Below are 14423 nucleotides of genomic sequence, written 5' to 3'. Positions count from 1 at the left end.
CTTTCGCTAGTAGTAGCACTTGGTAATATCGGCATGGTTTCGAATATCTTTACGATTTTTCGCGGAGAGAATATATAAAGAAAGGAAAGCGTGGGGCCGGCGGATGGCCCCACGGATAAGCGAATAACTCAGACTTTCATCACGCTGTCGACCAGCGCCATTTCTTCACTGCTAAGCAGCTTTTCAATATCAACCAGAATCAGCATTCTTTCACCTAAAGAACCCAGCCCGGTCAAGTATTCTGTTGATAGCGTGACGGCGAATTCCGGCGCCGGACGAATCTGATCGGCAGTCAGGGAAAGCACGTCGGATACGCCGTCAACGACGATCCCAACCACGCGCTGTCCGAGATTCAAAACGATAACGACGGTATTGTCATCGTAATCGACTTCCTGCTGGGCGAACTTAATACGTAAATCAACGATGGGGACAATTACGCCGCGCAGATTGGTGACACCTTTAATAAATTCAGGCGTATTGGCAATGCGGGTTACCTGATCATAACCGCGGATTTCCTGCACCTTTAAGATATCAACACCGTATTCTTCATCACCCAGAGTAAAAATTAAGAACTCCTGTCCTACAGTTTCACCCGCCAGTTTCGTGACGTTTGCAAGTCCAGTCATGTTTTCCACCCTTTCATCACCCTTCTATTTATTGTTAAGCTGCGGTTTCAACCACACGTTTTTCACGATTAAGCGCCTGCAACGCTGAAACATCCACAATCAGCGCAACGCTACCGTCCCCCAAAATCGTAGCGGCGGAAACCCCTGGCACCTTGCGATAATTACTTTCCAGATTCTTAACGACAACCTGATGCTGCCCGATTAATTGATCCACCAACAGCGCATAACGACGCCCTGCGCTTTGCAATATCACGACAATGCCCTGGGTCGGATCGGTTTTCGCTCCATCCACATCAAAGATATGGAACAGTTCGACCAAAGGCAGATACTCGCCGCGCACTTGCAAAACACGCTCTCCGCCGGCCAGAGGATATATATCTTCAGCCTGCGGTTGTAGCGATTCCATCACGGCGTTAAGCGGCAGGATAAAGACTTCGTTGCTAACCTTCACCGACATGCCATCAAGGATGGCCAGGGTCAATGGCAGCAGAATTCGGATCGTCGTGCCTTTTCCTGCCTGGAAATAGATTTCGACGTGGCCGCCCATTTCCTGAATATTTCGTTTCACCACATCCATGCCGACGCCCCGGCCGGAAACATCGGTCACTTTCTCCGCGGTAGAGAAACCTGGCGCGAAGATCAACATGCCGATTTCCTCATCAGACATGTTGTCGCTTACCGCTAAGCCCTGAGAAATCGCTTTCGCCAAAATTCTCTCGCGGTTAAGCCCGGCGCCATCATCAATAACTTCAATACAGATGTTGCCGCCCTGATGTTCGGCAGACAGCGTCAGATTACCGACTTCCGATTTACCCGCCGCGATGCGTTTCTCCGGCGATTCGATGCCATGATCAAGGCTATTGCGCACCAGGTGGGTAAGCGGGTCGATAATGCGTTCGATCAGACTCTTATCCAACTCGGTGGAACTGCCCAATAATGTCAGCTCCACCTTTTTATCCAGCTTGGCGGCCAGATCGCGCACCAGACGCGGGAAACGGCTGAAAACATATTCCATCGGCATCATACGGATGGACATCACGGATTCTTGCAAATCACGGGCGTTGCGCTCCAACTGCCCCATGCTATTGAGCAAATCGCCATGGGCGACGGGATCAAGTTCGCTGGAACGCTGAGCCAGCATGGACTGGGTAATCACCAGTTCCCCCACCAGGTTGATCAACTGATCCACCTTTTCCACCGCGACACGAATGCTGGTGTCGCCCGTTTTGTGTTTAGCGGCGCTGGGTGCGGGATGCGGCTTGACGGCGGGAGCCGCCGGGGCCGGTGTTGCAGGCGCGGCTTGTACGGCCGGCGCGGCCTGCTCGGTAGGTTTCGCTTCAGCTTCCGTCTTTTCAGCCTGGCCGGACGTTGCCGCCGGATGAAAATTGATTTGCTCCGGCTCCAACACGAAACACAAAACCGCGCTGATATCGTCTTCGCTGGCGGAGGTTTCTAAAGTCACTTCCAGACTCTTATCCGTCTGATGAGGATCTTTCACCGTCCCCAGGTTGCCGAGCTCTTCCAGCATTTGAGGAATTTCCTGCGGTTTAAGGCCGGTCAGTGCGATACGCATCTCCCCTTGCCCTAATCCCGCCGCAGGCGCTTCAGTCACAGCCGGTTTATTCTCAGCTGTTGTTGCAGTAGCCGTTTGGGGTGCCGCACTTTCCGCCTGAGACTCCAGCGCCAGTTGGCGCAGAGCCTGACAGATATATTCAAAACTCTCGGCATTGGGCTCCTGCGCAGTTTTATAGGCGTCCAACTGATCCTGCATAATGTCTTTAGTTTCCAAAAACAGGTTGATGATGTCAGTGCTAAGGCGCATTTCACCACGTCTTGCACCATCTAGTAGATTTTCTAAAAGATGCGTTGTTTCCTGTAAGACAGTAAAGCCAAATGTCCCTGCGCCCCCTTTTATCGAGTGCGCTGCCCGGAAAATGGCATTCATTTGTTCGGTATCGGGTGCTTGGGGATCGAGCAGCAATAAATGCTGTTCCATATCCGCCAGTAATTCATCTGCTTCATCAAAGAATGTTTGATAGAAAGCACTCATGTCCATGCTCACGTGGTCACCTCTGCTGTGAATCGCGGCTTATTGAGAAGGCGTCGCCTGACTGTCCGGCGCCGCAGGCAACTCGGTAGTCGGCCGCTGGCGCTCTGGAGCAGGAACTCCATTTACGGGTTGAGGCGAAGTTTCGCCTTTATCATCCATATTATTATTACTATTGTCGGCAGATGGCGTGGCAGGTTTAGGATTTTCCAACTGCATATTTCGTAAATCTTCCGTCGACTCCACATCCGTCGCCGTTTTTTCGGCATTTTCGTGTTCGATATTCTTCTGCGCTTCCTGAGTCAACACCAGCAAACTTATTCGGCGGTTAATATCGGCGCTGCCGTCGGCGGCTTGTTTCAGCCCCATAGTCGACGCCATACCAACAACCCGCAGGACTTTACCCTCGGTTAAGCCGCCGATCAGCAACTCCCGGCGCGAGGCATTGGCGCGATCGGCCGATAGCTCCCAGTTACTGTAGCCACGCTCGCCCATGGCATAAGGAACATCGTCGGTATGTCCGGAAATACTCAATTTATTCGGGATATCATTCAAAATAGGCGCAATAGCGCGCAGGATATCCCGCATATAAGGCTCAACCTGCGAACTGCCCGTTTTAAACATCGGGCGGTTTTGGCTATCAATAATCTGTATACGCAGCCCCTCATCGACCATTTCGATCAGCAAATGGGGGCGCAGAGCCCGCAGCCTGGGGTCGGATTCGATAAGCTGATCCAACCTTTCGCGCAGACGATTTAAGCGGATTTCATCCAGCCGTCTATCCGGCGAATCCGATTTGATGCTTTTTCTAACTTCACCCTGCTGCTGGGTCGGATCATCACCGCCGCCCGGAATCGGGCTCTCGCTTTCACTGGATTGGCTACCGCCCGCTAAGGCCGTTTTCAGCGGTGTACGGAAATATTCGGCTATCTGGGCAAGCTGCATTGGCGTGGAAATAGCGATCAACCACATCACCAGAAACAGAGCCATCATCGCCGTCATAAAGTCAGCATAGGCAATTTTCCAGGAGCCGCCGTGATGACCGGCATGCCCGGATTTGCGTTTTTTACGAATAATGGGATGCTGATGTTTCATGCGTCATTTTCCGACGTTTTCTGCTGAGCGGGCGCTTTCACGCGGCGTATATGCTCTTCCAGCTCAATGAAAGTCGGTCGTTCTGTGGAATATAACGTCTTACGTCCAAACTCTACGGCAATTTGCGGAGCATAACCGTTAAGACTCGATAGCAGCGTGACCTTCACACACTGCAAAACCTTTATTTTTTCTGAATTTTTCTGGCGCAACAACGTTGACAACGGCGAGACGAACCCATAAGCCAGCAAAATCCCCAGGAAGGTTCCCACCATTGCGTGAGCGATCATCATTCCCAACTCTGCCGCGGGACGGTCGACATATGCCAACGAGTGAACCACGCCCATCACCGCCGCCACGATACCGAACGCCGGCAAGGCATCGCCCACGCTGGCGAGGCTGTTTGCCGGTACTTCGCTTTCATGCTCAACGGTTTCTATCTCTTCATCCATCAGCGTTTCAATTTCAAACGCATTCATGTTGCCGCTTACCATCAGACGCAGATAATCGGTAATAAATTCAATGATATTTTTGTCAGCCAGAATATTGGGATAGCTGGAAAAAATTTCACTTTCCTGGGGACTATCGATATCCGCTTCCAATGAGAGCATGCCTTGCTGACGGGACTTGGCCATCAAGCGAAAAAGCAACGCCATAAGATCCATATACAGGCTTTTGTTGTATTTCGATCCCTTCACCAGCAGAGGTAAAGCCCGCCCGGTTGCCTTTATCGCTTTGCCATTGTTGCCGACAATAAAAGCGCCCAGAGCGGCCCCGGCGATAATCAACACTTCAGAGGGCTGATAAAGCGCCCCCAGGTGTCCACCGACTATGAGATAACCGCCAAGTATCGACCCCACTGTTACGAGATAACCCAATATAACCAGCACAAGAATTCCTTAAATAAGAAAAATGTAGGTGGAAAATCAGATGAAAACGCAGCGGTATAAAGCTAGGAATTACTTGAGGAGAAATCTATCACTGCCCTCAATAACAAACAGTGATAGATTCACAAATCGCTACCAAGCTCAGACTGCGTGTTTTACCTGTTCATCCAGCAGTTGAGGTATAATATCGGCAAGATTTTGTGAAAGTTTACGTCTTTTTACGGCTCGGGAGGGGGGTTGACACAGGCTACAGACGAAACTGTTTTTCGGCTGGTGAGCGTGAGTAATAAACATACCGTTACAGCAGTTACACACCGAGAGTTGCAACATACCGCTATCGACAAAACGAACCAACGTCCATGCGCGGGTCAGCGCCAGCAATGGCGTATCATTTTGCGGCGGACACTGTTCCAAATATAGGCGATAAGCTTTAATTACGGCCTCAACGCCACTGCATTGCCCGTTTTTCAGCAAAAAACTATAGGCGTTGTAGAACATTGAAGAATGAATATTCTGTTCCCAGGTCATGAACCAATCCGTTGAAAATGGCAGCATTCCTTTAGGCGGCGGGCTCCCTCTTAGTTCTTTATATAATTTAATTAAGCGACCACGGCTTAGCTGTGTTTCACTTTCCAACATCTGCAAACGAGCACCCAGAGAAATGAGTTCCATCGCTAACTGGATGTCTTTCGCTTCCTGAACAATACTTTTTTCCGCCATTACAATGCCCTTTTCTTAGGCAGGTTTTCTTCTTTCGAAGCCAACTGTTGTAATAAATGACTCGACAACAGAATACCGGTGTGTATCTGTTGCAGATCATCCACACGCGATTCCTGAGTCAAGAGTTTGATTGTATTGTGATCATTAAAACGGAAATGACATATCAGTTGATTAGTTTCAGCTAATTTAACCATCTGAGGCAAAGTGAGATTCATCAACATATCGGCCATCTCTTCATCAATGCCTAAACGAAACATGGCCGAAGCCTTTTCGTCATTAATTAAACGCTGAGCCAGTAACAAATAAGACAGATTGATGTCATAAATGTGTTTGAGTAATTCAGAGGTACCCATATTTCCCATCCCAACAGGCTACGTTTAAAACATAAGTTAGGTGATAGAGCATATCGCCCAGTTCAAAAATCACTCTCCGTGAGCGGCATAAAACATAGCTGCCAATACTGGTTATCTATTCTTATATTTATTTAGACAGAATACGCTTCTGCCGACTTCACCATTATGCATCGATTCCGTTCGATTCATCATCTCGTACGCTAAAATCCTTCAAGGTTACTTCTCGATACCACAGCATAGGATTAATCCTAAACCACTGCAACTGTACCGCCTAATCTGTAGCACATACAACGCGGCTAACGAGTGGTTTTGATGATTATGTGACATAGATCACAAAATTGGAAGAGTAATGAGCGATTTTTCAGCTAGCTATCGCTTTTATTCATCCATTTTTGACACATTAAAATAATATTAAATATTACAAATACCTACAGTGATTGATTAAAAAAACAACCAAAACCAATGTATCCAACTGATAAATAAACAAAAACAACAATCACCTCTTTTATAAGAATTTTATATCAGGGCGAAGATTTATATTATTTACATAAAACTGACAATAATTAATGATTCGAATCGGCCACAATCATTTTTTTATCAAGAAATGTAAATAAATCGGTTACTTCACTACTAAAAACTTACATTTGTTACACGCCCCCTGTGATTGCGGTATTCGCCCCCAACCATGCAATCAGCGAATCCGGCAAGCCAGTTCATTCTTAATGGCGGCACTGCATCGTCTCTTGATTAATAAATACGAACGGCACGGTAATATTAAAATTTTATAAACATTCATCATTTATGTGGAATAAACTATGGCGGCATAAAACTGTTGTAATGCCCTCCCGACTATTAAATATAAAATATAATAGAAATCCATTTATCACTTGAAATATAGATAATAATCAATCGTTCTATTCTTCTTATCCTATTAATAAAAAACGCCGATAATTAACTGCCCCACATTCAGAAGAGCGGTAAAAAGACGGAGCTTAAATACGCTATCACGCGAATTGACTAAAAATTTCAATAAACTCAACATAACGCATAGCATCCTCTGCATTTTTTCTATTTTACCATCAAACAGTTACCCTCCCCTTCTCGCCGCGGCAATTTACCTTTGCTTTCTTATTAAAGATTCAAAACGTGACAGAGATCCCATGGAATTTTATTAAGATTTATCGCTATATGCCGATTACATTGCAGACTAAGCATTAAAAATAACAGATATCAAGGTATAAAAAACACCGCGCGACCCAACGCGTAGCACGGGAAATATAATGACATCTCCTGAAAATGAGCGGATAGATATGAAAATAACACCAAGATCTGAGCAGCAGGGTAAAAATGGTTTGTTAAATAATTTACGACTGGTCCCTTTATTCATCATTATTCTAGGCGGCATCATGCTGCTGTTTGCCTTGTCGATCGGAACGTCCAGCTACTTTTTACAGAACAGCAACCGTTCACTGGCAAACATCACCGAGGAGAGCGACGTTCGCATGGAGATTGCCGACAGCACTAACCACCTGCGTACCGCCCGCTTACTATTGATACAAGCTTCCGCAGCGGCCCGTATCGGCGATACCGACGTCTTCAATGAAAACTTGAAACTGGCTTTGGAGCGGGTTGAACGCGCCAAACAAGCCTTTCTATTTTATGAACAGCGCGCTGTAAAGAGCGAACAGGAAATCGTCTTGGATGCAGAACTGCGGAAAGCCTATGACGCCTATGTCAACCAGGGCATCCTGCCACTGATCAATTCAGCCAAAGAGGGGCTATTTGAGGAGGTGCTATCGCATGAGACGGAAGAAACGAGCAAGCTTGATTTGGCCTATAACATTCCGCTGGATAAGGCGATAGGCTATCGGATGCAACATGCGCGATCGCTCAATGAAACTGCGCATAACAACGCCATACTCGGCTATTCGTTGATGGGCGCCAGCTTTGTCATCTCCATCGTTTTGACATTACTGACATTCTTGCTGCTTCAACGGGCGCTCATTAAACCGATGAACCAGTTAGTCAGCCGCATCCAGCGGATCGCGCGAGGCGATCTCACACAAGCGATGGATAGCTACGGCGAAAATGAAATTGGGACGTTAGGTGAAAATGTTCAACAAATGCAGCTATCGCTGATAACCACGGTTACAACCGTTCGTGAAAGCGCTGACTCAATCTATCAAGGCACGACGGAGATTTCATCCGGCAATACCGATCTGTCTTCGCGCACCGAACAACAGGCGTCCGCGTTGGAGCAAACGGCCGCCAGCATGGAACAGCTAACGGCGACCGTGAAACAGAACTCTGAGAATGCGCATCACGCCAGCCAGCTTGCCGCCAATGCATCAGGCAAAGCCCAAAAAGGCGGAGAGATCGTCTCTAACGTGGTTAATACCATGAACAATATCTCTGGCAGTTCAAGAAAAATATCGGAAATCACTAGCGTTATTAACAGCATTGCTTTCCAGACCAATATTCTGGCGCTGAACGCGGCGGTTGAAGCGGCGCGCGCCGGGGAACAAGGCCGCGGCTTTGCGGTTGTGGCCGGCGAAGTACGCAATCTGGCGCAGCGTAGCGCTCAGGCGGCAAAAGAGATTGAAACCCTGATCTCGGAATCGGTGGATTTGGTCAATAACGGCTCGGTGCTGGTGGATCAGGCGGGACAAACTATGAAAGAAATCGTCGATGCCGTCACCAACGTAACCGACATAATGGGGGAAATCGCATCGGCATCCGACGAGCAAAGCCGGGGGATTACGCAGGTAGGCCAGGCCATTTCGGAAATGGACAACGTAACGCAGCAGAATGCCGCCCTGGTGCAAGAGGCCAGCGCGGCGGCCGCTTCGCTGGAAGAGCAAGCGGCATTGTTAACCCGAGCCGTAGCGGCATTTAACTTGTCCGGTTCGAAATCCCAAACAACGACGGCGACGCCTACTCCGCCCCCCTCTTCCCTGGCGTTGCCCCGGCAAAAAACAAAGCCAGGCAATGATAACTGGGAAACTTTTTAATCAGACCGGGTGACGTCCACGGCAGGCAGTGACCATCAATAATCGGCCGCTGCCTGCGGCGGGTTACTCGTCCGAGGAATGTTTAGGTTCTACGAACGTCCCATCCTTGCTCTCGGCTTCGTTGAAAAACCACACGCCGGCTGGATAATCATCAAGTGATACTAAATACATCGTTCCTTCCTGGAACTCTTCAACCTCCAGGATAACCCCTTCCCTGCGGGCCATCCCGTCAGTTTTAACTGTTACTAAATCATTAACTTTCATGGTGTTTTCTCAAAATACACGGCGGAAAAGACACTATATTCATTTCCGGAAACCAAGAGATGTAGAACATAACATACCGTTAACTTATTTTAACGCTCCCCTTATGCTTTTCAGAAATTCCTCTTCATAAGCCCGTCGCTCAGGCTAAACTAATCGCCTTCAACCTAGTACACTACTCATAGTCGAAAACGGGATTGAAAGTTGGACGAACTATTGAATTCTAATCAACAAATAGCAAATGAAGAAACAAGTGATAATCAATTCATCCTATCCGAATGGAAAAAATTGATATCGATAACATCTCCTGATGCATTCAATCTGTTGCATACCTTATCCAAGCAAAAATCTTCTACTCTAGCGGGTGAGTTCTACTCGTACATGCTAAAGGATCCGGAAGCATCGCTTTTTCTGTCAAGTCAGCAGGTGCATGACAGACTTTTCGCCTCAATGCGGAAATGGATTGAGGTTATTTTGTCCAACAGCGGCGAAAATTTGGATGAATTGATCGCTCATCAGAAAAAAATCGGCCAGATTCATGCGCGCATAGGTATTCCAATTGAATTAGTCGCACGCGGCTCCCGGCGCTTGAAATGGAAGCTGTATGAATATATGTCACAGCAGGCCAGCGACAAATCCGTCGGTTTCGAAGCGATGCGCTTCGCATCGATATCCATGGATATCGCAACGGAAATAATGAGTAAAAGCTATTCTCACTCTCACGATAGCGCGGCAAAAAGCGAAGAATCATATCGTCTGTTATCGCTGTTGAATAACGCAGACATAGAACGGGAGCGTCAAAATGCGGCGCTGCTGAACTGGGAAAACACTTTTATTTTCAATGTCGCCACCGGGGCTCCGCTGATAACCACTCATACGCTGGAGGATTCAGAATTTGGACTCTGGTTTAACCATAAAGGGAAACCTTCCTTCGGCAATACTCAAGACGCGCAAGCCATCAGCGAGATGATAAAGGCAGTTGATGAAGATATCGGGCATTTCAATAACAACATTCCGCTGAAGCAGAATGCTTATGCGCCATTGCTCAAGTCAGTGAGAAACCGGATCCATAAAATCCATGTATTCATGGACTCGCTATTCGACGAAATTCAAAAGCTGGAAAATGGCAAGGATACATTAACACTCCTGCTGAATCGCCGTTTCCTGCCCACTATTTTACGGCATGAAACTTCCTTGGCCATGCGCAAAAATACGCCGCTTACCATCGCAATGATCGATATTGATCACTTCAAGGTAATTAACGATACCTACGGACACGCAGTAGGCGATGCGGTGTTGAAAAATACCGCTGAAATTTTTTATGAAAATACCAGAAGCAGCGATTATATATTTCGCTATGGCGGCGAAGAATTCATGTTTGTTCTGATCGAAACCACGAAAGATACGGCCTATACATTTATTGAACGGCTTAGGGAAAAGATCCAGAACCATAAGATCCGATTGCAAAGCAATGAAACGATAAACATCACCATTAGTGCGGGTATTGCTATGTATAGCGGACATCCCGATTATCAATATTTAATAAACGCAGCCGATGCCGCGCTTTATCAGGCCAAAGCTAATGGCAGAAATCGCATTGAGTTCGCACCGGAGTAGCTATTTATCATAATTATCTTTCTCAAATAATTTTCTATCGATGATATAGCAATTTTCCAGCAATTCATTATTAGCATGCTAATTGACGATGGCGGCTTTTTCTGTATTGCTGTTTACGTTTCATTCTCATCCCCCGCCTGTAACAAAAGTTAACACTAATTAGAATAAATAATTGTAAATACCATGAAATTAGCCTTTTGTATGCCGATAACAAAAACGCAAGAGATATACCGTCATGGACCATTGATCGACCTGCTGATATTCACAGACAGGTTGACATCTGCAGGGAAACGCGAATAGCGATCCTGTCTTCTTAGGATTAATCATCTCATCATTTAACCACCAGGATTTACACTATGGGCTTTGTACGCGATATAAAAATCAGAACCATGATGATTCTGATCCTTATACTATTTTCCGTACTGTGGGGGGGAGTATCAGCGTTTGCATTGTATTCGCTGAGTCAATTAACCTCTGAGTTAAAATTAACCAACGTGCAGCAAAATAATGGCGATATCATCAATAGCGCTAATGGGCAGTATTATCGTATCATCAGCGCCCTTGAACGTGCCGCCCGCGCAAAACAGAACAACAACGCTGCGGAAGTCGATATGGAACTTCGATTAGTTAGCAGTGAGCTGGAAAATATCAAAAATGGTCTGAATGAGTTTAAAACGACCGATCACGCCAATATTGACTCCGCCACCATTGACAATATTTATAACAGTTCCTACCAGCTTTACACTAATGGCGTACTGCCGCTTTATGAAGCCGTCAAAGCCGATCGTATTGATGACTTCGTGCAATATGCAAGCCAGACCTATCGGCCTCTACGCCAAAATTTCACCGATGCTATCGAAAAATACAATGTGGTTATCGGTAGCTTGAAAACCGAGGCGCAAACGCGAATCGATACCTGGGTCGACTGGTGTCAAAAGATCCTGATTGTGGCGCTGGTTATCGGCCTGATTATTGTGCTGCTCACCGATCGCTATTTATCCATTTTCGTGGTTAAACCGCTTGAGCTAATTAAAAAGCACCTTCAAGTTCTTTCGGAGGGTCATTTGCACACCCATATGATTGACATGGGCAGAAACTGCGTCGGGCAATTGATCCCTTTTCTCCAGCAAATGCAGAACAATTGGGTGACGACGGTATCTGAAATCCGCGACAGCGCAGGCGCCATCTATCGTGGTTCAGGCGAAATCGCCTCCGGCAACACGGACTTATCTTCACGTACTGAAGAACAGGCATCAGCGTTGGAACAGACCGCGGCCAGTATGGAACAACTGAGCGCCGTGGTAAAACAGAACGCGGACAACGCCAGTCAAGCCAGCGTCCTGGCGCAGAATGCGTCTAAACTTGCGAACAATGGGGGCGATATTGTCAATGACGTGATCAAGACAATGGGGGAAATCACCAACAGCTCGCAAAAAATCGCCGATATCATCGGCGTGATCAACAGTATTGCTTTTCAGACCAATATCCTCGCGCTGAATGCGGCGGTTGAAGCCGCACGCGCCGGAGAACAAGGTCGCGGATTTGCCGTGGTTGCCAGTGAAGTACGCAATCTGGCGCAGCGAAGCGCCCAAGCGGCCAAAGAAATTGAAGGGTTGATCGATGAATCCGTCACCAATGTCAAAACCGGTTCCGATCAGGTAACGCTTGCCGGCGATGCCATGGAAAACATCGTGAAAGCCGTAACCAACGTAACCGATATCATGGGTGAAATTGCATCGGCGTCAAATGAGCAAAGCAAAGGGATCAGCCAGGTTGGTCAAGCCGTTGTCGAGATGGATAGCGTGACGCAACAGAACGCCGCACTGGTTGAGGAATCAACCGCCGCATCTGCGTCACTAGAAGAACAAGCGCGTCGCTTGACTGAAATTGTCTCCATTTTCAAACTTTCCGCTACAGTAGAAAAAACTGCGAATAGCAAGACGATAAAGCCAATACCGACGCTGCCATCAACCTCGCCAAAGAAAACAAGTACCGATAACACGAATTGGGAAACGTTTTAATCAATAGCAACGCGGGCGTCATCGCCCGCATTTCACTCGCATAGATAAAATGAAACTCTGGCGTGGATTCAATAAATAAGCATGATCATTGACAATACGACGCGCTTAAAATCCTTTATAGTTCCACCTAACGTTCCACAAAGAGGAGGGGGAGTCATTGCAGCGGCAATCGGTGTCATCGTCAAGGATCCGTTCGATTGGATACGATCCTGAAAATCGCATCCTTGAAATAGAGTTTCATAACAAGACTATCTATCAGTACATTGGTGTTCCCAAGCGTATTCATGGGAAATTCATTTCCGAATCGGTTGTGTCTAAAGGCCGTTTTTTTGATGGCGTAATAAAAGACAAATTCTTGTGCCGGAAAATAAAATAGACATAATAATTAATCGGATACAAGTTTTGCCGCTTGCTGCGGCAAGTGACGCCCCACCCCGATATTTTTATCTCGTAACTTAACCATAATTACCCGACTTTTGCGCAGAAGGTGAGTCGGGTAAACCTGCCTGAAAAATTTTTATCAACCATTAATTGCGCTAATCTCATCGGTTAAGGCTAAGGCTAAGGCTAAGGCTAAGGCTAAGGCTAAAAAGCATACTGCCAGGATCGTCTAGCGTTTTTTTATTCTTTAACAATTCGTGGAGTTGTCTGGTAGGCTCAATTCATAAGTCGGCTGAATTGTGTTGACGTAGGGAGAGTATGGAATGCAGGGAAAGCCAGTAAAACCGTAGATTTCAAACAAAAAAATAGACGCCGGTTGACGTCTATTGATTTCAGGATGGTGCCCGGGGCGGGACTTGAACCCGCACAGCGCGTACGCCGAGGGATTTTAAATCCCTTGTGTCTACCGATTCCACCACCCGGGCTTAGAGAGATTGGAGGCGCGTCCCGGAGTCGAACCGAGGTAGACGGATTTGCAATCCGCTGCATGGCCACTCTGCCAACGCGCCTTACCTTTAAATCGTTCTCAGCGTTCGATGCTGAAGATATTGGAGCGGGAAACGAGACTCGAACTCGCGACCCCGACCTTGGCAAGGTCGTGCTCTACCAACTGAGCTATTCCCGCATCGCACGAACATGCTGATTTTCACTAACTTTCAGCAAACCAGCGTTGCTGTTGATGCGGTGCATTCTACTGACCTGACGCAATGAGTCAATAGAATTATCAATTCAGTACGTTCGTTTGCTGGTTTTTAAGACGCTTCGATCAAGGTTCAAGCAAATCATGTCTTGCAGCGTTCAAATATTGAAACATTGACCAGAAAGTCAACACTGCTGCGACATATAAAGCGATCACCCCGGCTCCTTCCACAAAGCGTTCGGGCCGCCATAATAAAGCCACCAGCGCCAACATTTGCGCCGTTGTTTTTACCTTGCCGATCCAGGAAACCGCCACGCTGCTTCGTTTACCTATCTCAGCCATCCATTCCCGCAATGCGGAAATGATGATCTCACGCGCAATCATCGTGGCGGCAGGTAACGTAATCCACCAGGAGTGATAATGCTCAGCCACCAAAACCAACGCGACCGCGACCATCACTTTATCGGCGACAGGGTCCAGAAACGCGCCAAATCGCGTGGTTTGCTTCCAGCGCCGGGCTAAAAAGCCATCAAACCAGTCGGTAACGGCGGCAAAAACGAAAATGATTGCGCATACCAGGGGTGCCCAGACGAATGGAAGATAAAACGCCAGCACAAAAAACGGGATTAAAGCAACACGAAACAAAGTCAGCAACGTCGGTATATTAAATTGCATAGCGCTTAGATAACTATCTGGCTGGAGTGGAT

General features: G+C 47.2%; 12 protein-coding genes and 3 tRNA genes. 4 read left to right on the top strand and 11 right to left on the bottom strand.

What is annotated here, in order from left to right:
- Positions 1-128 precede the first annotated feature (128 nt).
- The 6 genes from cheW to flhD all read right to left on the bottom strand — a co-directional run bounded on the left by cheW (position 129) and on the right by flhD (position 5725).
- Positions 129-626: a chemotaxis protein CheW gene (cheW, locus tag HC231_RS08460; protein ID WP_208230576.1), complete on the bottom strand. Its 498-nt coding sequence runs from the start codon at positions 624-626 to the stop codon at positions 129-131.
- Positions 627-660: 34 nt separating this feature from the next.
- Positions 661-2676: a chemotaxis protein CheA gene (cheA, locus tag HC231_RS08455; protein ID WP_208230575.1), complete on the bottom strand. Its 2016-nt coding sequence runs from the start codon at positions 2674-2676 to the stop codon at positions 661-663.
- A 39-nt stretch (positions 2677-2715) separates the two neighbouring features.
- Entirely contained in the window at positions 2716-3768 is a 1053-nt protein-coding gene (gene motB, locus HC231_RS08450; RefSeq protein ID WP_208230574.1) for a flagellar motor protein MotB, read from the bottom strand.
- On the bottom strand, positions 3765-4655 hold the full coding sequence (gene motA, locus HC231_RS08445) for a flagellar motor stator protein MotA (RefSeq protein ID WP_208230573.1): 891 nt from the start codon (positions 4653-4655) through the stop codon (positions 3765-3767). Before motA ends, motB begins: the two co-directional genes overlap by 4 nt.
- A 138-nt stretch (positions 4656-4793) precedes the next feature.
- Positions 4794-5372 carry a flagellar transcriptional regulator FlhC gene (gene flhC / locus HC231_RS08440; protein WP_208230572.1) on the bottom strand — a complete coding sequence of 193 codons (579 nt, stop codon included), beginning with the start codon at positions 5370-5372 and terminating at the stop codon, positions 4794-4796.
- Entirely contained in the window at positions 5372-5725 is a 354-nt protein-coding gene (gene flhD / locus HC231_RS08435) for a flagellar transcriptional regulator FlhD (RefSeq protein ID WP_048639344.1), read from the bottom strand. The genes flhC and flhD overlap by 1 nt, the downstream gene beginning before the upstream one ends.
- Positions 5726-7035: 1310 nt before the next feature.
- On the opposite strand from flhD, the gene HC231_RS08430 reads away from it, so the two are divergent.
- Positions 7036-8736: a methyl-accepting chemotaxis protein gene (locus HC231_RS08430; RefSeq protein WP_208230571.1), complete on the top strand. Its 1701-nt coding sequence runs from the start codon at positions 7036-7038 to the stop codon at positions 8734-8736.
- Between the two features lie 63 nt (positions 8737-8799).
- Here HC231_RS08430 and dsrB read toward each other — a convergent pair whose 3' ends face one another.
- Complete coding sequence (gene dsrB / locus HC231_RS08425) at positions 8800-9000, bottom strand: protein DsrB (protein WP_208230570.1); 201 nt, start codon at positions 8998-9000, stop codon at positions 8800-8802.
- A 201-nt stretch (positions 9001-9201) separates the two neighbouring features.
- Between dsrB and HC231_RS08420 the strand changes: the two genes are divergently transcribed.
- The 3 genes from HC231_RS08420 (at position 9202) to HC231_RS08410 (ending at position 13011) form a co-directional block, all read left to right on the top strand.
- Positions 9202-10614 carry a diguanylate cyclase gene (locus HC231_RS08420; protein WP_208230569.1) on the top strand — a complete coding sequence of 471 codons (1413 nt, stop codon included), beginning with the start codon at positions 9202-9204 and terminating at the stop codon, positions 10612-10614.
- A gap of 356 nt (positions 10615-10970) precedes the next feature.
- Positions 10971-12635 carry a methyl-accepting chemotaxis protein gene (locus HC231_RS08415; RefSeq protein WP_208230568.1) on the top strand — a complete coding sequence of 555 codons (1665 nt, stop codon included), beginning with the start codon at positions 10971-10973 and terminating at the stop codon, positions 12633-12635.
- Positions 12636-12792: 157 nt separating this feature from the next.
- The gene (locus tag HC231_RS08410; RefSeq protein ID WP_208230567.1) at positions 12793-13011 is read left to right on the top strand and encodes a KTSC domain-containing protein; all 219 of its coding nucleotides are present in this window, start codon (positions 12793-12795) and stop codon (positions 13009-13011) included.
- Between the two features lie 403 nt (positions 13012-13414).
- On the opposite strand, the gene HC231_RS08405 is transcribed toward HC231_RS08410, so the two are convergent.
- From HC231_RS08405 to pgsA, 4 genes are all read right to left on the bottom strand, one after another.
- Positions 13415-13501: transfer RNA gene (locus tag HC231_RS08405), tRNA-Leu, on the bottom strand.
- A gap of 10 nt (positions 13502-13511) precedes the next feature.
- Positions 13512-13585, bottom strand: a tRNA-Cys gene (locus HC231_RS08400).
- 40 nt (positions 13586-13625) lie between these two features.
- Positions 13626-13701: transfer RNA gene (locus tag HC231_RS08395), tRNA-Gly, on the bottom strand.
- A 141-nt stretch (positions 13702-13842) separates the two neighbouring features.
- A complete protein-coding gene (pgsA, locus tag HC231_RS08390) occupies positions 13843-14391 on the bottom strand; it encodes a CDP-diacylglycerol--glycerol-3-phosphate 3-phosphatidyltransferase (RefSeq protein WP_208230566.1) in 549 nt (182 codons plus the stop codon).
- Positions 14392-14423 lie beyond the last annotated feature (32 nt).

Origin of the sequence: Brenneria izadpanahii, assembly GCF_017569925.1 — a bacterium.
Classification (GTDB): domain Bacteria; phylum Pseudomonadota; class Gammaproteobacteria; order Enterobacterales; family Enterobacteriaceae; genus Brenneria; species Brenneria izadpanahii.
The sequence above is the reverse complement of the archived record's forward strand: the minus strand, read 5'-3'. Positions and strand labels throughout refer to the sequence as shown.

Coding starts and splice junctions, on each gene's coding strand:
- flhD (WP_048639344.1), bottom strand. CDS start 5,725: ATGGGTACCTCTGAATTACTCAAACACATTTATGACATCAATCTGTCT.
- dsrB (WP_208230570.1), bottom strand. CDS start 9,000: ATGAAAGTTAATGATTTAGTAACAGTTAAAACTGACGGGATGGCCCGC.
- HC231_RS08430 (WP_208230571.1), top strand. CDS start 7,036: ATGAAAATAACACCAAGATCTGAGCAGCAGGGTAAAAATGGTTTGTTA.
- motB (WP_208230574.1), bottom strand. CDS start 3,768: ATGAAACATCAGCATCCCATTATTCGTAAAAAACGCAAATCCGGGCAT.
- pgsA (WP_208230566.1), bottom strand. CDS start 14,391: ATGCAATTTAATATACCGACGTTGCTGACTTTGTTTCGTGTTGCTTTA.
- cheW (WP_208230576.1), bottom strand. CDS start 626: ATGACTGGACTTGCAAACGTCACGAAACTGGCGGGTGAAACTGTAGGA.
- cheA (WP_208230575.1), bottom strand. CDS start 2,676: ATGAGTGCTTTCTATCAAACATTCTTTGATGAAGCAGATGAATTACTG.
- flhC (WP_208230572.1), bottom strand. CDS start 5,372: ATGGCGGAAAAAAGTATTGTTCAGGAAGCGAAAGACATCCAGTTAGCG.
- HC231_RS08415 (WP_208230568.1), top strand. CDS start 10,971: ATGGGCTTTGTACGCGATATAAAAATCAGAACCATGATGATTCTGATC.